General features: G+C 27.1%; 25 protein-coding genes. All 25 read right to left on the bottom strand.

Annotation, left to right across the window (positions count from 1 at the left end; genetic code table 11):
* Nucleotides 1–276: 276 nt before the first annotated feature.
* The 25 genes from mnmA to CLPUN_RS05485 all read right to left on the bottom strand — a co-directional run bounded on the left by mnmA (nt 277) and on the right by CLPUN_RS05485 (nt 26,519).
* Nucleotides 277–1,353, bottom strand: a complete 1,077-nt coding sequence (mnmA, locus tag CLPUN_RS05370; protein WP_077846300.1) for a tRNA 2-thiouridine(34) synthase MnmA — start codon at nt 1,351–1,353, stop codon at nt 277–279.
* An 8-nt stretch (nt 1,354–1,361) separates the two neighbouring features.
* A complete protein-coding gene (nifU, locus tag CLPUN_RS05375) occupies nt 1,362–1,799 on the bottom strand; it encodes a Fe-S cluster assembly scaffold protein NifU (protein ID WP_077846301.1) in 438 nt (145 codons plus the stop codon).
* A 1-nt stretch (nt 1,800) separates the two neighbouring features.
* On the bottom strand, nt 1,801–2,982 hold the full coding sequence (nifS, locus tag CLPUN_RS05380; RefSeq protein ID WP_077846302.1) for a cysteine desulfurase NifS: 1,182 nt from the start codon (nt 2,980–2,982) through the stop codon (nt 1,801–1,803).
* Nucleotides 2,983–2,984: 2 nt separating this feature from the next.
* On the bottom strand, nt 2,985–3,437 hold the full coding sequence (locus tag CLPUN_RS05385; protein ID WP_077846303.1) for an RrF2 family transcriptional regulator: 453 nt from the start codon (nt 3,435–3,437) through the stop codon (nt 2,985–2,987).
* Between the two features lie 76 nt (nt 3,438–3,513).
* On the bottom strand, nt 3,514–4,761 hold the full coding sequence (locus CLPUN_RS05390; RefSeq protein ID WP_077846304.1) for a replication-associated recombination protein A: 1,248 nt from the start codon (nt 4,759–4,761) through the stop codon (nt 3,514–3,516).
* Between the two features lie 244 nt (nt 4,762–5,005).
* Nucleotides 5,006–5,509, bottom strand: a complete 504-nt coding sequence (locus tag CLPUN_RS05395; RefSeq protein ID WP_077846305.1) for a VanZ family protein — start codon at nt 5,507–5,509, stop codon at nt 5,006–5,008.
* 182 nt (nt 5,510–5,691) lie between these two features.
* Nucleotides 5,692–5,874, bottom strand: a complete 183-nt coding sequence (locus CLPUN_RS27980) for a hypothetical protein (protein WP_198944292.1) — start codon at nt 5,872–5,874, stop codon at nt 5,692–5,694.
* Nucleotides 5,875–6,050: 176 nt separating this feature from the next.
* On the bottom strand, nt 6,051–7,151 hold the full coding sequence (locus CLPUN_RS05400) for a glycoside hydrolase family 113 (RefSeq protein ID WP_077846306.1): 1,101 nt from the start codon (nt 7,149–7,151) through the stop codon (nt 6,051–6,053).
* Nucleotides 7,152–7,255: 104 nt separating this feature from the next.
* Nucleotides 7,256–7,951, bottom strand: a complete 696-nt coding sequence (locus CLPUN_RS05405) for an acyltransferase (RefSeq protein WP_077846307.1) — start codon at nt 7,949–7,951, stop codon at nt 7,256–7,258.
* A gap of 62 nt (nt 7,952–8,013) precedes the next feature.
* Nucleotides 8,014–8,892 (bottom strand): UTP--glucose-1-phosphate uridylyltransferase GalU, encoded by an 879-nt coding sequence (galU, locus tag CLPUN_RS05410; RefSeq protein WP_077846308.1) that lies wholly within the window; start codon nt 8,890–8,892, stop codon nt 8,014–8,016.
* 145 nt (nt 8,893–9,037) lie between these two features.
* Complete coding sequence (locus CLPUN_RS05415; protein ID WP_077846309.1) at nt 9,038–10,492, bottom strand: oligosaccharide flippase family protein; 1,455 nt, start codon at nt 10,490–10,492, stop codon at nt 9,038–9,040.
* A 179-nt stretch (nt 10,493–10,671) separates the two neighbouring features.
* Nucleotides 10,672–11,640 carry a hypothetical protein gene (locus CLPUN_RS05420; protein ID WP_143328982.1) on the bottom strand — a complete coding sequence of 323 codons (969 nt, stop codon included), beginning with the start codon at nt 11,638–11,640 and terminating at the stop codon, nt 10,672–10,674.
* Nucleotides 11,641–11,987: 347 nt separating this feature from the next.
* Nucleotides 11,988–13,139 (bottom strand): glycosyltransferase family 4 protein, encoded by a 1,152-nt coding sequence (locus CLPUN_RS05425; RefSeq protein WP_077846311.1) that lies wholly within the window; start codon nt 13,137–13,139, stop codon nt 11,988–11,990.
* 27 nt (nt 13,140–13,166) lie between these two features.
* Nucleotides 13,167–14,216, bottom strand: coding sequence for a dTDP-glucose 4,6-dehydratase (gene rfbB / locus CLPUN_RS05430; protein WP_077846312.1), 1,050 nt, complete (start codon nt 14,214–14,216; stop codon nt 13,167–13,169).
* Nucleotides 14,217–14,233: 17 nt separating this feature from the next.
* A complete protein-coding gene (locus CLPUN_RS05435; protein WP_077846313.1) occupies nt 14,234–15,145 on the bottom strand; it encodes a glycosyltransferase family 2 protein in 912 nt (303 codons plus the stop codon).
* Nucleotides 15,146–15,155: 10 nt separating this feature from the next.
* A complete protein-coding gene (gene rfbD / locus CLPUN_RS05440) occupies nt 15,156–16,052 on the bottom strand; it encodes a dTDP-4-dehydrorhamnose reductase (protein WP_077846314.1) in 897 nt (298 codons plus the stop codon).
* 96 nt (nt 16,053–16,148) lie between these two features.
* Complete coding sequence (rfbC, locus tag CLPUN_RS05445) at nt 16,149–16,727, bottom strand: dTDP-4-dehydrorhamnose 3,5-epimerase (protein ID WP_077846315.1); 579 nt, start codon at nt 16,725–16,727, stop codon at nt 16,149–16,151.
* A 15-nt stretch (nt 16,728–16,742) separates the two neighbouring features.
* Nucleotides 16,743–17,651, bottom strand: coding sequence for a glucose-1-phosphate thymidylyltransferase RfbA (rfbA, locus tag CLPUN_RS05450; protein ID WP_077846316.1), 909 nt, complete (start codon nt 17,649–17,651; stop codon nt 16,743–16,745).
* Nucleotides 17,652–17,727: 76 nt separating this feature from the next.
* Nucleotides 17,728–18,618, bottom strand: a complete 891-nt coding sequence (locus CLPUN_RS05455; RefSeq protein ID WP_077846317.1) for a glycosyltransferase family 2 protein — start codon at nt 18,616–18,618, stop codon at nt 17,728–17,730.
* Nucleotides 18,619–18,629: 11 nt separating this feature from the next.
* Complete coding sequence (locus tag CLPUN_RS05460) at nt 18,630–19,742, bottom strand: glycosyltransferase family 4 protein (protein WP_077846318.1); 1,113 nt, start codon at nt 19,740–19,742, stop codon at nt 18,630–18,632.
* Between the two features lie 16 nt (nt 19,743–19,758).
* Nucleotides 19,759–20,913, bottom strand: a complete 1,155-nt coding sequence (cps2T, locus tag CLPUN_RS05465; protein ID WP_077846319.1) for a beta 1-4 rhamnosyltransferase Cps2T — start codon at nt 20,911–20,913, stop codon at nt 19,759–19,761.
* Nucleotides 20,914–20,931: 18 nt separating this feature from the next.
* Nucleotides 20,932–22,278, bottom strand: coding sequence for a UDP-glucose dehydrogenase family protein (locus CLPUN_RS05470; protein WP_077846320.1), 1,347 nt, complete (start codon nt 22,276–22,278; stop codon nt 20,932–20,934).
* A gap of 17 nt (nt 22,279–22,295) precedes the next feature.
* Nucleotides 22,296–22,982, bottom strand: a complete 687-nt coding sequence (locus CLPUN_RS05475) for a sugar transferase (RefSeq protein WP_077846321.1) — start codon at nt 22,980–22,982, stop codon at nt 22,296–22,298.
* Between the two features lie 189 nt (nt 22,983–23,171).
* Complete coding sequence (locus CLPUN_RS05480) at nt 23,172–25,643, bottom strand: helix-turn-helix transcriptional regulator (RefSeq protein ID WP_077846322.1); 2,472 nt, start codon at nt 25,641–25,643, stop codon at nt 23,172–23,174.
* A 186-nt stretch (nt 25,644–25,829) separates the two neighbouring features.
* Nucleotides 25,830–26,519, bottom strand: coding sequence for a CpsD/CapB family tyrosine-protein kinase (locus tag CLPUN_RS05485; protein WP_077846323.1), 690 nt, complete (start codon nt 26,517–26,519; stop codon nt 25,830–25,832).

The following is a 26,519-nucleotide window of genomic DNA, read 5'->3' on the forward strand; positions in this document are numbered from 1 at the left end:
AAGAATCAATTGACTCTTAGCTATTACTCTCTATAATATTGCAAATCATTCGTTTATCCAATAGCTAGCATTCCTCCCCCTTCTTCAATGGGGAGATAACGACCGCACGCTCCTTGACTAGGTACCTCTTGAGGGTACATTGTGACCCTTGAGGTTATGAGTTCAACTAAGATTCAGATGAAGATTACCACCTGAATCAAGTTTCACTTGATAAAATTTTAACCTACAACTTAATTCTATATATATTTCCAATTGCAATATATTTATTATTAAAATTTACAATATAGATTCGATTATTCCGCCACCAACAACAATTTCATCATAATAAAATACAACTGATTGACCTTTAGTTATTGCTCTCTGCTTTTCTTTAAAAGATACTTTAACTCTACCATTTGGTAGTGGAGTTAAAATTGCATCTGCTGGTTTTGCAGAATATCTTATTTTTGCTTTAATTTCTATTTCTTTTTCAAGTTTATCAAAAGGAATAAAATTAATATCCATTGCAATTAAATCTGTTTTGAATATATCTTCTTCAGCGCCTAATACAACTTCATTTGTTTTAGCATTTATGCCTATTACAAAAACTGGTCTTCCAAGTGAAAGTCCAAGTCCTTTTCGTTGTCCTATAGTATAATATACAATTCCTTTATGTTTTCCAAGTATGTTACCATTTTTATCAACAAAGTTCCCTTGTTTAACTCTATCTGGTTTTGCTTCTAAGATATACTTACCATGATTATTATCTGGAATAAAACAAATTTCTTCACTATCTTTTTTGTTATGAACAGCGAGTCCTATTTCTTTTGCTATTTCTCTTATTTTTGTTTTTTCATATTCTCCACAAGGCATTAATGTATGTTCTAATTGATCTTGTGTAAAATTATATAAAGCATAAGTTTGATCCTTACTATCATCATCTGATCTTACTAAAAGATATCTGTCACCACGTTTTTCAATTTTTGCATAATGACCTGTCGCTACGTAATCTGCACCAATACCTCTAGCTCTTCTTAAAAGTTCATCAAACTTCAGATGTTTATTACATTCAATACAAGGATTAGGTGTTTTCCCATCTATATACTCTTGAACAAAAGGCTCTATTACCTTTTCCTTAAAATAATCTCTAAAGTTCAAAACATAAAAAGGTATATCAAGTTTGTCACATACTCTTCTTGCATCTTCAACAGCAGAAAGGGAGCAACAGCCCCCTTCTTTTTCTTCAAATTCATCATCTTGCTGCCAAATTTGCATTGTAGCACCAATGACTTCATATCCCTGCTGTTTCAATAAATATGCAGCAACAGAACTATCTACACCACCACTCATACCTATTAAAACTTTTTTCTTCATAAATTCTCCTATTCTTCTCCATGTACTGTAGCATGTAAATCCTCATCACTATGCTCTTCCATTGGTATTACTTCTAATCCATTATTGGCTCTATAGTCGTTTATAGCTTTATGAATCGCTTCTTCTGCAAGTACTGAACAATGCATTTTTACTGGTGGAAGTCCATCTAATGCTTCTGCAACTGCTTTATTAGTTAATTCCCAAGCTTCATCTAAAGTCTTTCCTTTAATTAATTCAGTTGCCATTGATGAAGATGCAATGGCTGAGCCACATCCAAAAGTTTTAAACTTAACATCTTTTATTATATTATCTTCAACCTTAAGGTATATCTTCATTATATCTCCACACTTAGCATTCCCAACTTCACCTACGCCATTTGCATCTTCTATTTCTCCAACATTTCTTGGATTTTGGAAATGTTCCATTACCTTTTCACTATATATCATATTATTTTTCCCCTTTCTTTAAAAAGTCATCCCATAATGGTGACATATTTCTTAATCTTTCAATTATTGGCGGTACAACATCAAGAACATAATCTACATCTTCTTCAGTTGATCCATCCCCCATTGTAAGCCTTAATGATCCATGAGCTATTTCATGAGGAAGTCCAATCGAAAGTAATACATGAGATGGATCTAAAGACCCTGATGTACAAGCACTACCACTTGATGCACAAACGCCCTTAAAATCTAATGATAAAAGAATTGATTCTCCTTCAATAAATCTAAAGCATACATTTACATTACCTGGTAATCTCTTATCCCCTTTTGGGCCATTTAATTTAGTATATGGAATTTGTAAAAGTCCATTCATTAATTTATCTCTAAGTACTGTTAATTCTTTCATATGTTCTTCTAAATTATCAGTTGCAATTTCAATTGCTTTACCAAGTCCTACAATTGATGCAATATTTTCTGTTCCAGCTCTTCTATTCTTTTCTTGAGCTCCACCATGAATTAAATTATCTATCTTAATTCCTTTTTTAATATATAAAACACCAATTCCTTTAGGTCCATAAATTTTATGTCCTGCAAGTGATAGCATATCTATGTTCATCTCTCTAACATCTACTGGAATATTTCCAACAGCCTGAACTGCATCTGTATGGAAGAAAATTTTCTTTTCTTTGCAAATTTCACTAATTTCCTTTATAGGTTGAATTGTTCCAATTTCATTATTAGCAAACATAATGGTTACTAAAATTGTTTTATCAGTAATCGCATTCTTTAAGTCCTCTAATCTAACAAAACCTTCTTCATCAACATCTAAATATGTAACTTCAAAACCATTTTTCTCTAAATATTCACAAGTGTGAAGAACTGCATGATGCTCTATTTTAGTAGTTATTATATGATTCCCTTTATTTTTATGAGCTGATGCAATACCTTTAATTGCCCAGTTATCAGCTTCTGATCCACCACCTGTAAAATATATCTCACCTGGTAAACAGTTTAATGCTTTTGCTATTTGTTCTCTTGATTTATCTATGGCTCTTTTTGTTTCTCTTGATATTCCATAAAATGAAGATGGATTTCCAAACTTCTCAGTAAAGTATGGAAGCATTTCTTCTACAACTTCTGGTTTAACATAAGTTGTAGCTGAATAGTCCATATATACATTTTTCATAATTACTCACTCCTATCGGCAATCTTGATGTTACCTTTTTTCTTATTCATAGCTTCATGGTCATCAAGTATATCTTGTAATGTTATTGAATTCATAACACTATCTATACTATTTTTTATTTTTTCCCATACAGCTTTTGTTGCGCAACAATCTGCGCTGTCACAGTCTACTCCATCAATGCAATCAGCTATTTCAATTGGTCCCTCTAAAATAGTCATTATATCTCCAACTGTTATTTCACTCGGTGGTCTGCATAAAACATATCCTCCCTGAGCACCTCTTATACTTCTTATAATATTAGCACGTCTAAGTGGGCTAAATAACTGTTCTAAGTAATATTCTGAAAGATTTTCTCTTTTTGATATAGTTTTTATTGAAACTGGGGCACCACCATAATTAGATGCTAAATCAACCATAGCTCTAACTCCATATCTTCCTTTTGTTGAAAGTTTCATTCTTTCACCCCTTTTAATATTAAATACTAATTTTGTTTATATCTTACCAAACTACTCTGCTTTTGTCAAATCATAATTATCGCTTTTTTATTGTATTCCAATATTTTTTTATGCTATCTTCATATTTATTTTGCTGCTCTTCATAATACCTCTTTCCCTTTAACTCCTTTGGCAAATATTCTTGTTCTATATAGTGATTTTTATAGTTATGTGGATATTTATACCCGCCAACACCTAGCTTTGCTGCTCCTAAATAATGTGCATCTTTTAAATGCATAGGAACATCTCCAAAATTAATATTCTCTAAATCCTTCATGGCTACATCAATGGCTAAAATAGCACTATTAGATTTAGGTAATGTTGCTAAATATATAACTATTTCAGAAAGAATTATTCTTGCTTCAGGTAATCCAACTTTTAATGCAAGCTCTATACCTGAATTCACAACTGATAAGGCATTAGGAAAAGCAAGACCTATATCTTCCGCTGCAATAACTGATATTCTTCTAACTATAGCAGTTAAATTCCCACCTTTAATTAATCTCGCCAAATAATGAATTGCTGCATCAGAATCACTACCTCTAATACTCTTTTGGAGTGCGCTTAATAAATTATAGAACTCATCTCCACTAGCATCAGCTCTCATATTAGACTGACCTAAACTTTCTATATATTCACTTGATATTTCTCTAACTTTTTTTACTTGAGAATTTATTGCAAGTTCTAAAATATTATATGCTTTTCTATAATCACCTTGAGATATTTCTCCAATATAATCAAGCGCTTCATCAGAATACTGAATTTCTAACCCCTCATTCATTAATCTCTCTATAGAATTTTCAAGTCCTATTATAATATCCTGTGTATTTAATGGTTTAAAAGAAAATATATTACATCTGCTTATTATAGCTTTATGTATAACAAAGTATGGATTTTCAGTAGTGCTTGCTATTAACGTTATTCTTCCATCTTCTATAAATTCTAATAATGCCTGTTGTTGTTTTTTATTAAAATGCTGAAGCTCATCTATATATAAAACTACTCCATTATAATTTAATAGATTATCCATATTATTAGTTATATCTTGAATATCTTTTACTGATGCAATTGTTGCATTTAATTTATAAAATTTCTTATCTACATAATTAGCCATTATATTAGCTAATGTTGTTTTTCCTGTTCCTGGGGGACCATAAAATATGCAATTACATATGTTTTTACTTTTTATTAAATTATATAAGGGCTTTCCTTCACTTAAAATATGTTGTTGTCCTACAAAATCTTTTAAATCACTAGGTCTCATTAAATCTGCTAATGGTCTCATTTTTCACCTCTTACTTAATGCCATTACATATTATTTTACTTTATAATATAAACTCTATACTATAATTCATAGAAAATAGTATAAATCTTAAAACTTTCTTTTTCTAAAACTTAATTTTACACTAAATAATATTATAGCAGATATAATAAAATAAAAAAGCAGTAAGAATCTAAAATATTCTTACTGCTTTGCTTAAATAATATAATTAATTATATTACTATTCTACAAGTTTTTAAATAGTAATTTAAATTTTTATACTTTCATTTTTTCTTTTCTTAATTACATATCTTTCATATATCTTATAATAAGCTAAATAAAAAAATATTAATCCTATTAAAGCTCCTCCAAAGTCAACTAAAACATCACTAACTACAGAAGTTCTTTCTGGCACAAAAGATTGATGAAACTCATCTGTCACAGCATAAAATAAACAAATAAATAGTATATAAACTATTGTATTCTTTCCCCTTTTATTATACACAAAGAATACACTGCTTACTAAAAGTGCTAATATCATATACATAAATGCATGAGCATTTTTTCTCACTAAATAATCTAATCGCTTCTCTTTCACTTGCTGTTCCTTAATAATATTTTTATTTGCCTCAGAATCTTTATTTTTCGTTTTATTTTCAATTAAATTAACTATCTTGTTACTTTGTTGGTGTGAGATTTCCCCATTATTGCTTGACATATGAAATATAAATCCCATCCAAAATAAGCATAAAAGTATAACTATTTTTCTCAATTTATCGCCTCCTTATGCAATATGACACCTCTTAAATATTCTAAACAACTAAGGCACATCTCACATTCAGAATGAAGAATTACTGAACTTTAATAGAATATTCAAACCCTAATATTCCTACAAATTGTTATATGTTTTTATTGTAAAGCATATGTATTTTTTTAAATCCTAATACAAAAAGATCAGGCATTTCTACTTGTTTTCTTAGTATTATATTTTATTCCAAAGGTCTGACCATTTTGTGTTAGCTTTATGTTTTTTAGTATAATGTGAGCATTTTTATCTGCTCTTTTAGCAGTTTTGCATAAATCTGGTACAAATAATATTGTTATACCTACTATTAATATAATTAGAATTTTAATCACGATGATAACCTTTATCTGTATAATTTGTTTAATTATATTGTTATTTATTTATTATGTCAATCCTACAAATATTTAATTAATCATTCTAATTTTTAAATATATCAAAAAATATTATTATAATAACAATTTACGAATAGATACTATTCCCAATTAAGATTACACCATATTAGCTCATATTATATTAAACCTCCTTGTAAATAATCATGCATAGTCTGTTCTGCACTTGTTACTTCAGTATCGTTAAAATAATCAAAGGGGCCACTTACATGCCACCATGAGAATCCTAATACATTGTTATTTTGGCATAAACCCTCAAATACTGCTTTAATCGCTAAGGCAATACCATCATAAGTTTTAGCATCACTTGCATTGGCAGGATCATACGCCCTAGCTAACCCCATATCCTTAGGCATTAATCCCGTTTCTGTTATAAAAATTTTCTTATTAAAAGCATTTGCATGAATATTGATTAAATCTATTATAGACTTTTCGTTAAAAATAGGTACATCATAAGATTGTATTATTTCATCTAAGGTTGGATTTTGACTAACTAGTTTATCAGTATAATGAAAATACATATTGAACCCCAGAAAATCAAGTAACCCCCAAAATTTCAAAGGAGTATCTACTTGATATTCATTATAACGTGCTGCATAAGTCAATAAAAGATTGGGATATTGACTTCGTATTGTTGAAACAACATCTTCCCAATAGTTGTAATTTGTATCAACTGTTTGTTGAACCTGTTCACAGCCAATACATAATATTGGAATATTATTATCAGTACACATTTGAGCATAATGTAGACATATAGTTTTCCAATTCGAGAAGAATGTTGCTAAATCGGGATTATAGTCTTTTCTACTATAACTATCTGAATAATTAGTACCTAAGTGAAGTTTTATCATTGTGGTTTTCACATTTGCAGTAGTAGCATTTGCAAGAGCTTGATTAACTATACTATCTGAAAACATAACAGGATTAGCATCTGTATCGCCTTTGATATTTATCATCACTACAAGAGTATTATCTGCTCCTTGAAAAGCTAGGTGCTTGTATACACCAACAGTTGGTATATGTGTTCCTCCAGTACCCCAAACTGTTGTGGATACAGTTTTATACTTTAGATAGTTTCTAGCTATACTTAATCTAGTACCAGAAATATTTGATAGCTGTGAATCATCTATTTTATCAGTAGCTATTTTAATACTTCCTGCTTGAGTAACACTTATTAAAATTATTAGTATAACTAGAATATTTCTTTTAAATATATTCATATATATCATCCCTTTATTTAATCTTATTAATATAATTTATATTCTGATATGTGATAAAGTTATTCTAATATTTTAACTACTATAATTTCCTAAAGAAAAAATATTTATGCTCGCTTTTTAACTATTCTAACAGGGTTACCAACTGCAATGCTATTAGGTTCTATATCTTTATTTACAAGTGTGTTCGAACCTATTACTGATCCTCTACCTACGGTTACACCATCTAAAAATACAGTACCAGCTCCAATCCAACAATTATCTTCAATTACAATTCCTTTTTGAGTAGTACCTTGGTCTCTGATTAGAATATCTATTCTGTCAAAATTATGATTTTGAGCATGAAATCTAATATTTTGTCCCATTATTACATCATTACCAATTTGTATTCCACCAGCACAACCAAAAAAACAAAAATCACCACAACTAAAATTATTTCCAATTTTTATACCTGTCTTAGCATTTTTATAGTTGCCTGTACACTTTATTATAGAATATTTTCCAATACTTATATTGTCCCCCATTACGATACTGTTTGGCGATTCTGCATTTATCTCAACGTAATCATTTATTAAAATGTTATTTCCAATTGTTATATGTCGATTATGTTTTATATCTGTTCTTTTTCCAATAAAGATTCTTTTTCCACTTTTTTCAAACCAAATCTTCTTAAAATATCCTCTTTGTAGCCTTGTTATTTTTACATATATAACATAACACTTATCTAATAAAGATATGTAACTATCCAATATATATTTTCTATTCTTAATATTTGATCTAATATTACTTGCAATATTATTCATATAATCAACTCCTTTATTATAGAATGAATAAAAAAACTTCACCGAGCTTTGGGTCAAGTTTTTTATTGTATTACACTTCTTAAATATTCTATAAATTCATCCTTAAGTTCAGGTTTTCTTAAAGCATATTCTACTGTTGCTTGTAAAAATTCTAATTTATCACCAACATCATACCTCTTACCTTCAAAATTATAAGCATACATAGCTTCACTCTTAATAAGTTCTAGTAATGCATCTGTAAGCTGAATTTCATTCCCCTTACCTGGCTTTGTATTCTCTAATATTTCAAATATTTTAGGAGTTACTATATATCTACCAAGTATTGCAGTATTAGAAGGAGCATCTTCTTTGCCTGGCTTTTCTACTAATCCCTTAACCTTACATACTCTATCCTCAACTTGTATTCCATCAACAATACCATACTTAGATACATTTTCATAATTAACACTCTGAACACCCAGAATACTTGTCTTATATTCATTATAACAATCGATAAGTTGCTTTAAACAAGGTCTTTGAGATTGATCAGTATAAACAATATCATCACCAAGAAGAATTGCAAAAGGTTCATTACCCACAAAACTCTTAGCACAAGAAATAGCATGTCCTAGACCTCTAGGCTCTTTTTGTCTTATATAATGAATATCAACCATATCTGAAACATTCTGAACTAGTTCTAACAATTCATCCTTATGATTCTTTTCAAGCTCCATCTCAAGCTCAACAGACTTATCAAAATGGTCTTCAATACACTTCTTGTTCCTACCAGTAACAATAAGAATTTCCTCAATTCCAGAAACAACTGCTTCCTCTATAATGTATTGAATAGTTGGCTTATCAACTATTGGAAGCATTTCCTTTGGTTGAGCCTTAGTTGCAGGTAAAAATCTTGTTCCAAGACCTGCGGCTGGAATTATTGCTTTTCTTATTTTATTATTCATGTATATATCACTCCCATATTCTCTAATATAAATTTTCTATATTTATCAATTCTAATAGTTAAAATTACTTATATTTGGCCTAGTATTACTTTCTACTTAATTCTAACTGGCAATTTACTGTTGTCCATAGAAGCTAAAAAGTGAACTAAGAGATCTTCTTTCTATATTTATTTTTTATTCCATTAATCATAGTCATAATAATATCATCCTTTAAAAGAATTAAAATGCTAAAGTAAAGTATTGGACAAATTAGTATTGAAGCTACAATTATTAAAATGTAATTCTGTATTAATAACTTTATAGTATATATACTTAATCCCATTATTATCACTGATATACAATATTTAACTAGTGATTTATTTAAATATTGTATTTTTATATCAATACAATTTTTTCTTATAAAAATGGCTGATGCAATTACCAAAATTGTTTCTGTTGCAACCCATGCCCATGAAGCACCTATATATGAATATTTATTTATTAAGAATATATTTAAAGTGCAACTAATCACTGCACCTATACTTTGAAGTTTAAATGCTAAATTCTCTAATCTATGAGGTATTAATATTTGATTTACTTGCCATCCTCCAATAGAACTAATAAGTATTAAAATACTTATTATTTGTAACGCCGGAGTTGCTGGCAAAAATTCCCATCCACCCAAAAGTTGCATTATTTCTTTTGCTAAAAAACAAATTCCAATTATACAAGGCAATGAAAGTATATAGATATAATTAATAGATTCTTTTATAACTTTCTTATATTCATTATGATTTTTTTGTATTAAATATGCTGTTCTAGGAATAAATACTGTTACCACTGAATTAGTTACATTCAGCCCTATAGCTTGTACAGTCTTACTTCTTATATAATAAGCTAATTCTTTTTGTGAATGACTTCCTACCATGATTTGATCTAAAGATGTATATATAGCTATTATTAAAGTAGTCATAAAATATACTTTCAATTCTTTCAAATAATAAATAGTTCTAAACTCATATATTTTTTTGTTAATATATTTTTTAGCATGTATATAATTTAATATATTATTAAAACTTAATCCAAAAATATTAATAGCCGCATAAAACAAATAATTTTCTTTATGTCTTATAATCGTAAGTATTAATATTACACTGATTATTTTAAAAATAATATTTCTAACTGTTATATAACCATACTCTTCTATCCCTTGATAAAACCAATCAATAGAGAATATACTTAAAATAATCATTATTACCATTATTAAATATAGACTAATATCATTTCTAAAATTCTTCATCGTAAAAATTATAATTAAGTAGACTATTATTGCAAGTAATGATAATAAAAATTGAATAAATATTAAATTCCAAAATGACATTGATAATTTCTTTTTATCATCTCTATTTCTTGCAATTTCTCTTACTCCATATCTTGGTATTCCAAATGACGCAAATAATACAAACCAATTTATAATAGATGTTGCATAATTAACTTTTCCGATATTTTCAGCACCTAGTATATTAGAGAGATATGGCGCTGTAATTAGCGGAAAAATCATATTTACAGTTGTTAATATTAGGTTATATATAAAATTCTTTTTTACAGATTTTTGTTCCATTTATTTACTCCCTACTTAAATATGTGATCTGTCGATCTGTATAAAAATTGATCCTCCACGGCCTTAAAAATATAAGTTCAACCATTTTATTTTTTTATATTATTTATACATCTTCTCATAGTACTTTTGATAATCTCCAGAAGTCACATTTTTCATCCATTCTTGATTGTCTATATGACCTAATTTACCAGATACCGCCTTACTTTTATGTAATTATTTAAATTTAATTTACTGTTAAGATTTATAGCATTGTATATTTCCCCCCAATTTATTAAATAGAAAAATATAAGTATACTCCAATTGAACTGAATTACTGTGACTCTTTCTGTTAAAGCATATATCATAAATATAATAATACTTACTATTTCTTTATTTAAGTTTAAATATATTAGTTTTTTCATGAGAAAATAGTATATTAGATATATCATAATTGTAAATAATAATCCCATATCAATTAACAAGTACATATATGTATTATCTAAAACTAATTGTTTATTATTTATTACACCATTTACTACAGACTTATAAGTTATAGTATTTCCAAAAAATTTTATTCCATAATTACTATAAAAACCCTGAGTTAGTTGTAACCTATGACTTAATAAAGAATCTATACCTTGATAAATAGGTTTACTAATATCTCCATATATGGTTATTAAATAATTTACTATTGTGAATATACCAAAAAAATGTATTAAAATTTTTCTTAATATTTTATGATTATTAATATTAATTTTTGAAAATATCCAATCTAAAATTAACAATAATACTATAATTATTAAGCCTGTACGACTATTGGTTAATGAATATATATAGTAACTTATTATTAATATAATAGTATTCGATAGCATTGTTATTTTTTTTCTATTATGTATATACAATGATATAAATGCAAAATAATATATAAAAAAAGTATTTGGATGAATTAATCCTAATCCATACCTATTTATATCTCCATTATCTAAATCTCTAACCATAACTACATTTTCTATTATATTTAGTTTAGCCAAGCAAAAACTTATTAATAATAATGTTAAATATGTATAGAATATAGATTTTAATATATATTTTAAGTTTTTCTTACTAAGGGAAACTATAAATAAAACTATAAAAATATAATTTATCTTTCCTGAATTAAAATTTTTCATAATAATAACTCCTAATGCAGAAAGAAATAATAACAATCTTGTTTTATTTTTTAAATTAATATTTTTATATAACATACTAAGAAATATTAGCCACAAAACAATTAGGCTAACAATTTTTGCACTTAAAATACTTTTTAGAATAGTAAGAGTGCTTGAATTACTAAAGTTGTATATTATATATAACGATAATGCAAAAAAATATAAAATATAATTAATATATACTGTATTTTCTTTTAAATTTATATCTTTTAAAGATTTTTCATTATTACATCTTTTTATATCAATATTTATAAAAATCACTCCCATATAAATAAATGTAATTTTATAAAACTAGATTTATTTGTTATTTATATTGTTTTCTCATATATATCATAAATCTTTTTAGCATTTAAGCTGGAAGTAAAACTTTGAGCGAATTCTTGCGCATTTTTCCCCATTGTTTCTATCTTATTTCTATCTTTTAAAAACATTTCAATTTTGTCAGCTAAATCAATATAATTTCCTTGATTATATAGAAATCCGTTATATCCATCTTTTATAAGTTCAGTTGTTCCTCCAGTATTAGCTCCTATGACAGGCATCATACTCATCATTGCTTCTATTGTAACTCTTCCAAAAGCTTCACATCGTGAACATACTAGTTCTATATCTGTATTTTTTCTTATAGCTATTAAATTATCTACTCTACCTAAAAGTTCTATATTATCCTGCAAATTTAATTTTTTAATAAGTGTTTTAATAGATTCTACATTATCATTCGTTCCACTACCAGCAATTCTTAAATCAAGTTTTTTATGGCCTCTTTTCACCAGTTCATTAATTGCTAATATAGCATCTTTTTGACCTTTTCCATTTGTTAAAGCTCCACATATAATAAGTTTAAGCCTATCATCAATTTCATTGAATTCCTTTTTTTTAATATTTTTTAAACTTATTCCATTATATACAACACCAAATTTATCACATTTTAAATCTTTATTATATTTGTTATATACAGCTTTTGAAATAGCTATTATGTAATCACTATGTTTTTTCATATATTTTAAAGAATATTTCCTAGAATAAATAAATTCTAGATTTTGATCTTCCATACCAAATTCTCTTATATGCCAAATATGTGGTATGTTACACAAACTTGCAATTATTGCGCCTATATTTACAACACTTGTATTACTATGAATTATATCTATTTTTTCACTTTTCATTTTATTTTTCAATTTAATTGCACTAAATAAATTTATTCCACTTATTTGTAGACCCCTATAGATTCTTCTTGCGGTCCATCTAAATTTATTTTTATTTTTTTCAATTCTCCACCATCTATATTTACTATAGATAATTATAATATTTCTTTTTTTTAATTCTTCTAAAAACTTACCTTCTTTACGATTTGTTAAAACGTATATTTTATTATCTTGTATTAATTCATCTATAATTCCAATTAGAGATAATGATGCTCCATTAAGTCTTTCCTCATGAGCTACAAACAAAATATTCATAAATCTCCTCCAAAAATAAAATTAATATTATCTATACATCTTCTCATAATACTTTTGATAATCTCTAGAAGTTACATTCTTCATCCATTCTTGATTATCTAAATACCACTTTATAGTCTTTTTTATTCCAACTTCAAATGTAGTTTCAGGATACCATCCCAATTCTTCTTTTATTTTATCTGGAGCTATTCCATATCTTCTATCATGGCCTAATCTGTCTTCAATATATTTAATTAAATTTTCACTTACATCTTTGTCTACATTTTCATTTATATAAGATATAACTGTCTTTACTATTTGTATATTAGTTCTTTCATTATGTCCACCAACATTGTAAACTTCTCCAAGTCTACCACCATTAATGACCATATCAATTGCCTTTGCATGATCTTCTACAAATAACCAATCTCTTATATTCATACCATCACCATATACAGGTAACTCTTTATGTTGCAGACAATTATTTATTAATAATGGAATTAACTTTTCTGGAAATTGAAATGGTCCATAATTATTTGAACATCTTGTTATATTAACTGGCATTTTATAAGTATCAGCATAAGCCTTAACCATAAAATCTGATCCAGCTTTGGTTGATGAATATGGGCTATGAGGATCTAATGGAGTATTTTCTCTAAAGAATCCTTCTGAACCTAACGATCCATAAACTTCATCTGTTGATACATGAAGGAATTTAACACCTTCTTTAAATCCATCTTTTGTTTCCCATGCCTCTTTTGCACAGTTAAGCATATTAACTGTTCCAAGTACATTTGTCATAGCAAATATTTCTGGTTCCTTTATACTTCTATCAACATGTGATTCTGCTGCAAAGTGAACAACATAATTTATATCATTAGCTTTAAAAAGACTTGAAACTAATTCTTTATTACAAATATCTACTTTAACAAATGTATATCTTTCATCATTTTCAATTGACTTAAGATTTTCTAAATTACCTGCATAAGTCAAATTATCTAAATTTATTATGGTAATATCTTCATATTTATTTAACATATATAAAATAAAATTTGATCCTATAAATCCCGCCCCACCTGTAACTAAATATCTTTTCATTATTCTATTTCTCCTTTTCAACAATATAAAAACATTTTTATTCTATTTAACATTATATTAGTAAAGTAATTATTTTTTAGTAATACATATCTCTTCTTTATAAAATTATAATTACTTAATTCTATAAATTCTCTAAGTATTTGCTTATTTTTTTGACTAAGAAAATTGTTATAATCTTTGTATAATACTTCTGCTTGTTCAGTAGGAAATTTATATTTTAAATCTTTAGTGTTTTTTATTAATTTCCTAAAAAAATTCATTTTATTAGCACCCACTTGGTTATTTACATGTTGTCTATATAAAATCGTTGGAATATAAATAATTTCAACAATTCCACATATACTTGCAACTAATGAAATCCAATGATCATGCATTTTACATTCCTTTGGTATTCCTTGTACATATTTTCTTAAAGAAGAATTTATCATCATTGTGCAACCTGTAACAGTATTTCTAACCAGTGCCTTATTTAAAGTATTTCTTTTGGGATCAATATTCATATAATTCCAATAGGATTCATTACATACTTGCAAATTTTGATTTACTACTTTTAAATCAGTATGTACAAGTATTGGTTTTTTAATGCCGTAAATTACCTCCAAATGCTTCATCCTTTTTAAGGTTATAGATATTTTATTGGGAAGCCATATATCATCTTGATCAGAAAACATACAATATCGATTCTTAGAATGTTTTATCAATTCTCCAAAATTTAATTTTACACCTAAATTTTTATTTTCATTGTCAATTAGCTCTATTTTTTCTGGACACTTTTTTAAATATTCACTTATAATATTTAGAGTATTATCCCTTGAACCATCATCTCTAATGAATAATTTCCAATCTTTAAAATCTTGATTTATTATAGAATCTAATTGCTCTGATATAAATTTTTCTCCATTATATGTTGCCATTAATATATCAACCATATATCCTCCATTAAGTAAATTTTAATTTTTCCTTACTTATAGTAACAAAACTTTTTATTGCATCTTGCCAATCTCTCATTTCATCACCAACAGTGCATCTTAGCATCATATTATCAAGTGATGAATATTCTGGTCTTTTTGCTGGAGTTTTATATTCTTCTGATGTACATGGTTTAACTTCACATTTTTCTCCTGACAATTCAATTATCATCTTTGCAAAATCATACCAACTACATTCTCCCTTGCCGCTGCAATGATATATGCCATATTTTTCTGTTTCAATAATCTTTAAAATATGATAAGCCAAGTCATTAGCATGTGTTGGATTCCCTCTTTGATCATTAACAACTTTAATCACGTCTTTTTCTTTTCCAAGTTTCATCATAGTATAAACAAAATTATGACCTACATATCCATATAACCAAGCTGTTCTAACAATAAAAGATTTTGAACAAAACTCTTGTACATATTTTTCTCCTAAAAGCTTAGTTTTTCCATACAAACTATATGGCACTGTCAAATCATATTCTGTTAATGGCTTATTACCAACTCCACTAAATACATAGTCTGTGGAAACTTGAACTAATTTAGCATTAATTTTTTCACAAGCCATAGCTAAATTTCTAGGCCCTATTGAGTTAACTTTAAATGCAAAATCCTCATTACTTTCACAACCATCAACATTTGTTGCTGCTGCACAATTTATTACTACATCTGGTTTCCAGTCATTTAATTTTTCTTTAACTTGATTTAAATTTGTTATGTCAAGTACATCTACATCAAGTGCTATAACTTCTGAATTTCTTATATTTTCTGAAATTTCACTAATTTCTGATTTTCCACACTTTATTATATGTTGAAGTTCATTACCCAATTGGCCTTTGGACCCTGTTATTAATATTTTCATATATTTCTCACTCCTCACATTTAATTAAAAGAAAATAGAGACACTATAATTTAATAATAATTTTATTTAAAAGAAATCCATATTTATATTTCTTTACTATCTATATATAAAATCTTCATATTCCCTTAAATCCAAATCTTTTAAATTAGGATGCACCTTATCTTTTTCAGATAAAAGTATATTTTCTATCCTATCTAAAGGCCATTCTATATTAATATCTGGATCATTCCACATAACTCCGCCATCATATTCTGGCGAATAAAGACGTGTACATTTATAATTAAAAACAGCTTCATCTGATAAAACTAAAAAACCATGTGCAAAACCTTCTGGAATATAGAATTGCTTTTTATTCTCATCATTTAAAACAACACCTTCCCAATGTCCATAAGTAGGAGATCCTATTCTTAGATCAACTGCCACATCAAAAACTTCTCCTTTAGTTACTCTAACAAGTTTCCCTTGACTATTTTTCCTTTGAAAATGAAGTCCTCTTAAAACTCCTTTATTAGACTTTGATTCATTATCTTGAACAAAAATCATATTAAATCCAGCTTCATCAAGTTGTTCTTTATTATAAGTTTCCATAAAATAACCTCTGTTATCTCCAAAAACTTTAGGTTCTATTATATATACTCCATCAATCTTTGTTCTATTAAAATTGAAATTTGCCATCTTTATTATCACCTCTTAATTTGCTATTGCAATTTCTGCTTTTGCTTTTTGCAATTCAATTTCTTTTACTATATCTACTAGATATTTACCATATCCAGTTTTCATTAATGATTTTGAAAGTTCAATAACCTTTTGTGAACTTATCCACCCTTGTCTATAAGCGATTTCTTCAAGACAAGCTATATATGTTCCTTGAGTATCTTGGACTGCCTCAACAAAATTTGATGCTTGAAGCATAGAAACATGAGTCCCAGTATCAAGCCAAGCCAGTCCTCGACCTAGCAATTGAACCTTTAATGTCCCTTCTTCCATATACGCTTTATTTAAATCTGTTATTTCAATTTCTCCTCTTTCAGAAGGTTTTAATTCCTTAGCCTTTTTAACTACTGAATTATCATAAAAATAAAGTCCTGGAACTGCATATTTTGACTTTGGATTTTCAGGTTTTTCTTCTAAAGAAATAACCTTCCCATCTTCATCAAATTCGACTACTCCAAAAGCTTTAGGATTTTGAACATAATATCCAAAGACATATGCTCCATTTTCTAATGCAGCAGCTTTTTTTAAATGTTCTGAAAAGCTTTGACCATAAAAGATATTATCTCCAAGTACCATTGCTACAGTATCATCCCTAATAAATTCCTCACCAATAATAAATGCTTCTGCAAGTCCATTAGGATTTTCCTGAACGGCATATTTAATATTTAATCCTAAATCTTGTCCATCTTTAAAAAGTTCTTTAAAGCTAACAATATCTCTTGGTGTAGATATTATTAATATATCTTTTATTCCTGCAAGCATCAAAACTGACATTGGGTAATATATCATTGGTTTATCATATATTGGTACCATTTGTTTTGACATTGCTTTTGTTACTGGATACAGTCTTGTTCCTGATCCACCTGCTAAAATAATTCCTTTCATATCTTTACTCCTTTTTATTTATAATACATTTAGTGAATTGCAAAAATATCACAAATGCTAAATTAGTAAATATTTTCTAATCACTTAGTAATTTCTCTATATTTTTACATCTTTTTAAATCATTTAAAATATTTTTACATGACTTAATTTTATTAATATAAAAAAATCTTTTTTTCTTATATTGTTTTAATGAAATGCTTTCAGATGTTGATGAAGCTTCTTTGTGGTTTATTTTTAATTCAGGCAAATAAAACCACTTCAAATTCATTTGATTACACAAATAAAATAATATTTCTTCTTCCCCATACATAAATGTATTTTTATAAATTCCATCAAATCTATCAATATATTTTTTTGAGAATATTAAGCAACTCCCATGCAAAACACAATTATTTATAGTTCTATATATATCTCTGTGTTCATTAATACTATCTTTATTTAAAATTTTCTTTTTTAACTTAGTAAGATATTTTTCTATAAACAAATAGTTTAATATTAATTGAATTCTATGTTTAATTATTGTTTTTTTAAAATCTGATTTTAAAGTAATATTATTTTTAATTGGATTTTGATGCCCACCATCTTTAGTAGATATTATATCTGGGCCTAATATATGAAACTCTTCTTTATTATATAATTCAATAATTTTATCGCAAAAATCAAATTGTTCTATTATTGTGTCGTTATTCATCATTATAATAAAATCTGATTTTTTTTCATGTTTAGCATATTTAAATCCAATATTGTTTCCTTTAGCAAAACCTAAATTTTTATCATTTATTATTACGGTTACTTTATTGTCACTAGCATATTCAGTTAATAACACTTTTCCAGTATTATTAGGTGAAGCATTATCAACTATGATAATCGAATAATCATCATAATCTATATTCTTTTCTATAGATTCAATACATTCCTTAGTATCTTCTAAAGTCATATAATGTAATATTACAAACGATACATTCATAAAATATCTCCTCAAACTTCTAATAATATATTGGAAATGCTATTAATATACTTCTCTAAACTAAAGGTTCTTATAGCTCTTTCTTTACCATCTTCACCAACACTTTTTCTTAATCTATCATTAGCTACCAATTCTAAAACAACATTTTTCATTTCTTCTGCATCTTTATAGTCTACCAAAAATCCACTTTTTCTATCTTCAATAATTTCAACTGGTCCACCATGATTCGTTGCAACGACTGGCAATTTTTTAGCCATAGCTTCAATCACTACTAATCCAAAAGGTTCTGGTTGAATTGATGGAAGTACAAAAATATCAATATTTCTATAAAAATTATTCATATCCTTAACTTGACCTAATAATTTAATTTTTTGTTCCATTTTTCTTTCTTTTATATATTCTTTTAAGTCAATCCGTATCTGTTCTTCACCTTTATATACATCTCCAGCTATTAAAAATTCTACATTAGGATTTTCTTTCACTACTTTTGCTGCCATGTCTACAAATAACTTTTGACCCTTCCATCTATTTATTCTTCCAGCCATCCCAATAATTATGCTATCATGTTTTTGTACTTCTATCTTTCCGTTTTCATCAAATTCTATAGTATTATAAACAACTTTATTTTTCTTTTGATTCTTACATATTGCTTCTGATGTTGCTTTACTATTTGCTATAATAACATCTGAAAACATATAAACTATTAACGAAACAACCTTCTTTTCAAACTTACTTTTTATTATTTCTCTAACATGCCATACACTTTTCTTCCCACATAATTTTGCTGCTACTCCACCTGGAAAAACTACCGCTGTATTAGTATATACAATCTCTATATTATTTTTTTTAATTATTTTTTTTAAGAATGATATTGATTTTAAAAAATCCATTCCATAATTTAACAGTCCTACGATTGATAAATTCTTTCTTCTTAATACAGCAATTTCTTTAAGTATTACATTTACTTTTTTTATCTTTTTTATTTCCTCTACTAGCGGTCCATCACAAGGAAGAATCACTGATATATTAAATTTATTCTTGTCTAAATTCTTTATCAAATTTAGTAATGATTTATCTGATCCATATAATTCAGAACTCGAATGCAAAAATAAAATATTCTTCATATACTCCTCTTTTCATTTACTTACCAAATATATTCTCATATTTACTAATGATATGCTCCCAAGTATACTCTTTTAAGACTCTATCTTTAGCCAATCTACCAAGGGAAGTAACAGCAATTTCTTCATATGATTCTAAGCTATCTACCAATCTTGCTAGATTTCCACTTTCTTTATTAAAGTATAACGCTCCATTTTCTCCAACTTCTCTATTAAACCCAACATCTAATAATATGTTTAAATCAGTTATAGCTAATGATTCTAATAAAGATGGATTAGTTCCTCCAACTTCATGTCCATGGAAATATCCGTAAGCATCTTCTCTAATCTTTTTTAACAACGCTTGATTATAAACTGTTCCAACAAACTTTATTCTTTTATCTTTATTAAAGTTTGTCTTTTCTTTTAACTCGTTATAGAATTTATTTTCCTCTATATTGGTTATTAATACAAAATCTTTATCTGTTTTTGATTTCATAAATTCAGTTATCATAGTTTCATAGTTATTTTCTGGAACAAATCTACCTACAACTAGATAATATTCTTTCTTCTTTATATTTTTATCTTTATACCATTGATGTAAAATAATATCATCATCAGGCAATTTTGATTTTTCAGTATCAGCTCCATACGCTATAAAAGTTGTTTTTGGCTTGTACTGTTTATAATCTTCTTTTATATATTTTTCAATATTCTTTGAATCACATATTAACAAGTCTGAATGCTTAACCATATATTTCTCTGAAATTTTCCAATATTGCCTTATAGCTTTATTCCATTTTGCTCTCTTCCACTCATGACCATCTGGATTAACAATTAATAATGCACCTAATTTTTTTAATTTTTGTTTATAATAACCAGCAAATGGCCCAATTCTACAAGCTAAGATATATACTATTGAATTTTTCATATTATTCTTTCTTATGTATTTTATACATTCTTTTAATGCTGATATATCATAATAAACTGCTTTTGCTGAACCAATATTAGGTACTTTCACATTAAAGCACCTTGCTCCATTATGCTCAAACTCTTTAGAATTATCCGCTAAACAAGAAACATGATATTTTATTTTTTTACTTTTTTGTCCTTCTATTAGTTTTTCAACGAATGTCTCAAACCCACCATATTTTGCAGGTATTCCTTTTGAGCCTATAATAAATACGTGTTTCATTATTATTCCCCTTATTCATTATCTTATTGTCGCTGCTACTTCTCTTTTAGCATTTTCTAAATTTAGAATAGCTTTTCTTCCAACAGAATGATATTCTATATTTTTTTCTTTTACGTCATTAATGTTATAACAATTTCTCCCATCAAATATAACAGGAGTATTCATTAATTCTTCATATATCTTTAAATCTAAAGACTTAATTTCATTCCATTCTGTGAATATAAATGCTATATCTGCATCTCTTAAAGTTTCTTCTGGAGTGTTCACATATATAACTTCTGTTGGATATATTCTCTTGAAATTATCAATGCCTACTGGATCGTATGCAATTATTTCTGCACCTTCATCTAATAGCCTTCTTACATTAGATATTGATGGTGCTTCTCTTAAATCATCAGTGCCTGGCTTAAAGGTTAATCCAAGCACTGCTACTTTTAATCCTTTTAAGCTACCAAATTTTTGTTTAGCTGCTCTGAATAATTTATACTTTTGATTTTGATTTACTTCTATTGTTGCCTTTATTGTTTTTAATTCATATCCACTATCATTCGCAAGCCAATGAAGTGCCTTTGTATCTTTTGGAAAACATGATCCACCATATCCAATGCCTGCTTGTAGGAATTTATCTCCTATTCTTGGATCAAATCTCATTCCTTTAGCTACATCCTCTACATCTGCTCCAACCATTTCACAGAAATTAGCTATTTCATTCATGAAAGAAATCTTAAGAGCTAAAAAATCATTTGAAGCATATTTAATCATTTCTGCACTTCTTCTATTAGTTACAACTATTGGTTGATTGTATCTTTCATAGACTTTTCTTAAGATATTTTCTGCATTTTTTGATTCAACTCCAATTACTATTCTTTTAGCATGTAATGTATCAACTACTGCTGTTCCTTGAGCTAAAAATTCTGGATTTGAAGCTACTTCTACATGAACATTATTCTTAACATTTTCTTGTAAAAATCCTTCTACTGTATCATTAGTACCTATTGGAACTGTTGATTTAACTACTACTAAACAGTCTTTTTCTATATTGTCTGCGATTTGTTTACAAACGTTAAACACATAATCTAAATTAGCTGATCCATCTTCTCTTTCTGGAGTACCAACTCCTACAAATACTAAATCTGAATCTTTATATGCATTTTTATAATCCACTGTAAAGTCTAATCTTCCTTCATCATGATTTCTTTTTAACAATTCATCTAATCCTGGTTCATATATAGGTGAAATTCCTTGTTTCATGTTTTCAACTTTATTTTCATCAATGTCCACACAGGTTACATTATGTCCCACTTCTGAAAGACATGCACCTGTAACTAGCCCTACATATCCAGTTCCCGCAACTACTATTTTCATTTTAATCTCTCCCTTTTCTATCTCGCATGCTTGTCTCCAAAGAGTACAAAAAATGTTTTATATATTAATTTTATATCTGTTAATGTATTTCTTTTTGTCGCATATTCCACATCAAGTTTCATCCAATCCTCAAATCCAATATCATTTCTACCTAATACTTGCCAGTAACAAGTAATTCCTGGCTTTACATCAAGTCTTTTCATCATCCAATTTTCAAAATCTGCTACTTCATCTGGAAGTGATGGTCTTGGACCCACAAGGCTCATTTCTCCTTTTAATACATTAATCAGCTGTGGCAGTTCATCTATGCTTGTCTTTCTTATAAATTTACCAATTTTAGTTACCCTAGGATCTTCTTTCATTTTAAACATTGGCCCACTCATTTCATTTTGGCTTATTAATCTCTTTTTTAATTCTTCTGCATTAGCAACCATAGATCTGAACTTATACATTCGAAAAATTTTTTTATTCTTTCCAACTCTTTCTTGGTAAAAAAATACTGAACCTTTTGAGTCAATTTTTATTAATACGGAAATTATTATTAATAACGGGCTTAAAATTATTAATCCCATTAATGAACAAATAATATCCATAGTTCTCTTAAAAAAACAATATCCTATTCTAGATTCTATTTGTTTTCCAAACAAAACTTCTTGTTCTTTGAACATAATTTCTTCTCTTCCTAAATTAGATTGTTGTTGCATAATATAACTCCCTCCCTTAATATTCTCCCTTTCCAAATTAATTCCAGCAGTTAGTGTGATTAATATTATATAAAGAACGATTATAATCGAAATTTTTATTATGTAACTCAGTATAAAAGATAATAGATTTCTTGTAACCTACCCCCTTTGGGTAATTTTATCATTTTATGTTTTTTTTCATATTAGTGTCTATTGTATGAAGTATGTTTTTAATTTAGATCGAGATGTAATTGAAAGCTTATTGAAAACTGATTTTAAATAAAACTTCACAGTATTATGTGAAATATATAATTGTTCTCCAATTTCTTTATTAGTTAAATTTATTGCTGCAAGCTTTGCAACTTCAAGTTCTCTCTCTGTCATTTGGGGTGTTTTATTAAGTTGATTTGAAGTTCTTATTTTTTCTATGCCATTTTTATAGCTATTATATAATTTAAATATATCTTCTATCTCATTTTTATATAACCCATCTTCTTTTACTTCTTTAAGTATAGTTAAAATATATTCACCATTTTCTACAAATGGCATATAAAGTTTATCTGGTGCAGCTATCTCTAAAGCATTTTTTAGAGATTCTGTAGCCATTTGTTTTTGATCAAGTTTTAAATTTGCTGCTGACATATATATGTACGTATACACATATGAATACATACTAGAAAAAGTACTTGCAATTTCTAAAAATTGTTGACTAATCCCTAGAAGTTTTAAATATTCACCTCTTAAAAATAATATTTTCCCATAAATGACATTTGCATAGGAAACAGTTAAAAATGAAAGTCCTTTTTTTTCAATATCACCCAAACATAACCATTTAGGTATTAATTCTATCTGGCCTATATTGCTGAATATAAATCCCTCACATAAATCCAACGCTCGATTTAGATTATATGATTTTATTTTTTCTTTTACCGTTTTTAATATACTCTTTAATTTGAGAGAATTTCCATCTATTATAGCAATACGAAGCATAACAAATTTAGCACACAAATAAATACTATATTGCTTTTTACTTTCTGACATATAAATTGCTTTGTGACATAATATTTCTGCACCCCTAAAATCACCACGATTTAAAAGTATTTCTGCTTTCATAATTTCTTCAGCACCATACCCATGATTATTGGTTAATTTATAGTAATATGATATACCTTCATTCATAGTTTTAAGTTCTCTATCTAATGTTCCGCTTTTTCTATAGAAAATATATAGTATGGATGGTGATCCACATGTCCATGATTCCTTTATATTTATAAGTTTTGTTTGCCTTCCAAGCATTTCATAAGCTTTTTTACTTTCCTCAGTCATAACTTCAATATCATTGTATGCTGTAAGAACTGAAAGAAAGGTCAATTCTCCCATAAGATTTAATTTTTCCTTTTCAGATAAGATTTCATTATCTTTTATATTGTCAACAATTTCTTTCTTTAGCGAATTCAAATAATTCCATTCCTTATATTGAGACAATATCAAGGCAAACACAATAAGATTTTTAGGATATTTCTTTTTAATTTCATTTGTGCAAGTTTGTACAATTTCTAATATTATATCTTTGTCTTTTTCCTTCATGTCTTTTGTAATATTATCGGCTCTAATATTCATGCTAAATATAGATTTAAAACTTTTTATTCTATAAAAAATAAGTATTGCCTGTAAATGCTGGTTATTATTTTGGTACCATTCTCCAATTTTTAATATAATTTTGTTTTGAAAATTTGTATCAAGTTCTTCAAATCTTTTTTTTAAATAATCTACTAAAATAGTCTGAATATAATATATTTTCTTATCTTCATCATATTTTATAAATATATTAGCATTATGTATTTCACCAATAAAGTCTGATACATCCGTACTATCTAATATAAACTTCAACTTTTCTACTGTAAAATCTTCACAGAAACAAAGTTTTAAAAAGTTAGTTTTTGCCTTTTCTGAAAACTTATTGTTAATAATTTTTTCTACTAAAAAATGAATGTTATCTGTTGAATGAAATCTTTTATTTTCAATATAATTAAGCATTTGAATATATAAAACACTTATCCAACCACCACAATATTTATAAAGACTTGTTGCTTCATTTTCATTTAAAGAAATTCCACAAAGCATATAATACTTTTGAATTTCAGATACATGTAACTCAAAATATGATTTTGTTATATGATTTAACTGCTTTTTCAAAATCATATCAAAAATATTTTCTAAGCTATGATTTTGAGTAAGAATCACTATATGTACATTTTTCAATAGTTTTTTTGCAATACTTATCACAAAATTATTAATAACTTTATTTTGAATTAATTGAAAATTATCAATTACTAAAATCGTTTCTTCTGAAAAATTTATATTTCTAAATAAAATAAAAAATTCATCTAATGAAAATTTTTCTTTATTAATATCCATTTGTTTTATTTTTAAAGCAATATCCTTATCTATATATGAAAGACTATGACAGAACTTTATCCAAAAATTGCTTGTAGCGTTGCTATCTAATACTATCCATAATGCTTTTACATCTAATTTATTTAAAAATTCTTCTGTTGCCGTTGTTTTACCATATCCACTAGGTGCTTCAATTATTGTTAGTGGGTAAGAAGTTATATCTGATAGTTTATTTTTAAGTTTATCTGCAAAGTATAAAGCTTTAGTGTTATATTTTTTAGACATTTATGCCCTCCCTCAATTAATATTTATATTATGTATTTTTAATCTAATAATATTTAGTTAACAGATGCTATTTAACCATATTATTACCAAATTATACTTTATTAAATTAAAATTTTGTTACATTTATTCAATATATTACCAGTAAATGATATTATAATTTCTTTCCTAAAAAAATAAAATTATTTATCAATAATAATACTTTTCTCTGCCATCTCTTACTGAATTTAGTACAGTTCCTATTATATTAGCACCAACTTTATCTAGACGATTTTTAGCTTCTATTATTGATTCTTTTTTTGTCCTTTCTGCTCGTACAACAAGTATTGTTCCATCAACTTTTGTTGCTAAAATCTGAGCATCTGTAAATGCTTGAAGTGAAGCACTATCTAAAATAGCCATATCATATTTTTCTTTTAACTTTTCTATTAGATTAGTCATAGCATTTGATGCTAGCATTTCAGATGGATTTCCTGGAATTTTACCAGAAGATAAAATATCAAGATTATCATTATATTGATGCACTGTTTCTTGTAAAGATTTTTTACCTATTAGAATCTCTGAAAGTCCAATCAAATTAGGTATTTTAAACTTCTTATGAATTGAAGCTCTTCTAAAATCGCAATCTAATAATATTATTTTTTTATTATTTTGAGCAAATGATAATGCAAGATTTCCTGATATTGTTGATTTTCCTTCTTCTTTTTCCGAACTTGTAATCAGCATAGTTTTTAATTGTTTATTAACTGATATATATTGTATATCAGTTCTTAAAGCTTTATACGCTTCTGATTCTATCGATTTTGGCTTTTGCTCAACTATAAAATCTTTATGTTCTTGTCCTAATACTGGTTTTTCTAAATTTCTTACCTTAAACAT

The sequence above is a fragment of the Clostridium puniceum genome, from assembly GCF_002006345.1.
GTDB classification, from domain to species: domain Bacteria; phylum Bacillota; class Clostridia; order Clostridiales; family Clostridiaceae; genus Clostridium; species Clostridium puniceum.

Bases quoted from the DNA above. Each gene is read 5' to 3' on its own strand.
- mnmA (WP_077846300.1), bottom strand. From the start codon at position 1,353: ATGAAGAAAAAAGTTTTAATAGGTATGAGTGGTGGTGTAGATAGTTCT.
- nifU (WP_077846301.1), bottom strand. From the start codon at position 1,799: ATGATATATAGTGAAAAGGTAATGGAACATTTCCAAAATCCAAGAAAT.
- nifS (WP_077846302.1), bottom strand. From the start codon at position 2,982: ATGAAAAATGTATATATGGACTATTCAGCTACAACTTATGTTAAACCA.
- CLPUN_RS05385 (WP_077846303.1), bottom strand. From the start codon at position 3,437: ATGAAACTTTCAACAAAAGGAAGATATGGAGTTAGAGCTATGGTTGAT.
- CLPUN_RS05390 (WP_077846304.1), bottom strand. From the start codon at position 4,761: ATGAGACCATTAGCAGATTTAATGAGACCTAGTGATTTAAAAGATTTT.
- CLPUN_RS05400 (WP_077846306.1), bottom strand. From the start codon at position 7,151: ATGAATATATTTAAAAGAAATATTCTAGTTATACTAATAATTTTAATA.
- CLPUN_RS05405 (WP_077846307.1), bottom strand. From the start codon at position 7,951: ATGAATAATATTGCAAGTAATATTAGATCAAATATTAAGAATAGAAAA.
- galU (WP_077846308.1), bottom strand. From the start codon at position 8,892: ATGAATAATAAAATAAGAAAAGCAATAATTCCAGCCGCAGGTCTTGGA.
- CLPUN_RS05415 (WP_077846309.1), bottom strand. From the start codon at position 10,492: ATGGAACAAAAATCTGTAAAAAAGAATTTTATATATAACCTAATATTA.
- CLPUN_RS05420 (WP_143328982.1), bottom strand. From the start codon at position 11,640: ATGAAAAATTTTAATTCAGGAAAGATAAATTATATTTTTATAGTTTTA.
- CLPUN_RS05425 (WP_077846311.1), bottom strand. From the start codon at position 13,139: ATGAATATTTTGTTTGTAGCTCATGAGGAAAGACTTAATGGAGCATCA.
- rfbB (WP_077846312.1), bottom strand. From the start codon at position 14,216: ATGAAAAGATATTTAGTTACAGGTGGGGCGGGATTTATAGGATCAAAT.
- CLPUN_RS05435 (WP_077846313.1), bottom strand. From the start codon at position 15,145: ATGGTTGATATATTAATGGCAACATATAATGGAGAAAAATTTATATCA.
- rfbD (WP_077846314.1), bottom strand. From the start codon at position 16,052: ATGAAAATATTAATAACAGGGTCCAAAGGCCAATTGGGTAATGAACTT.
- rfbC (WP_077846315.1), bottom strand. From the start codon at position 16,727: ATGGCAAATTTCAATTTTAATAGAACAAAGATTGATGGAGTATATATA.
- rfbA (WP_077846316.1), bottom strand. From the start codon at position 17,651: ATGAAAGGAATTATTTTAGCAGGTGGATCAGGAACAAGACTGTATCCA.
- CLPUN_RS05455 (WP_077846317.1), bottom strand. From the start codon at position 18,618: ATGAATGTATCGTTTGTAATATTACATTATATGACTTTAGAAGATACT.
- CLPUN_RS05460 (WP_077846318.1), bottom strand. From the start codon at position 19,742: ATGAAGAATATTTTATTTTTGCATTCGAGTTCTGAATTATATGGATCA.
- cps2T (WP_077846319.1), bottom strand. From the start codon at position 20,913: ATGAAACACGTATTTATTATAGGCTCAAAAGGAATACCTGCAAAATAT.
- CLPUN_RS05470 (WP_077846320.1), bottom strand. From the start codon at position 22,278: ATGAAAATAGTAGTTGCGGGAACTGGATATGTAGGGCTAGTTACAGGT.
- CLPUN_RS05475 (WP_077846321.1), bottom strand. From the start codon at position 22,982: ATGCAACAACAATCTAATTTAGGAAGAGAAGAAATTATGTTCAAAGAA.
- CLPUN_RS05480 (WP_077846322.1), bottom strand. From the start codon at position 25,643: ATGTCTAAAAAATATAACACTAAAGCTTTATACTTTGCAGATAAACTT.
- CLPUN_RS05485 (WP_077846323.1), bottom strand. From the start codon at position 26,519: ATGTTTAAGGTAAGAAATTTAGAAAAACCAGTATTAGGACAAGAACAT.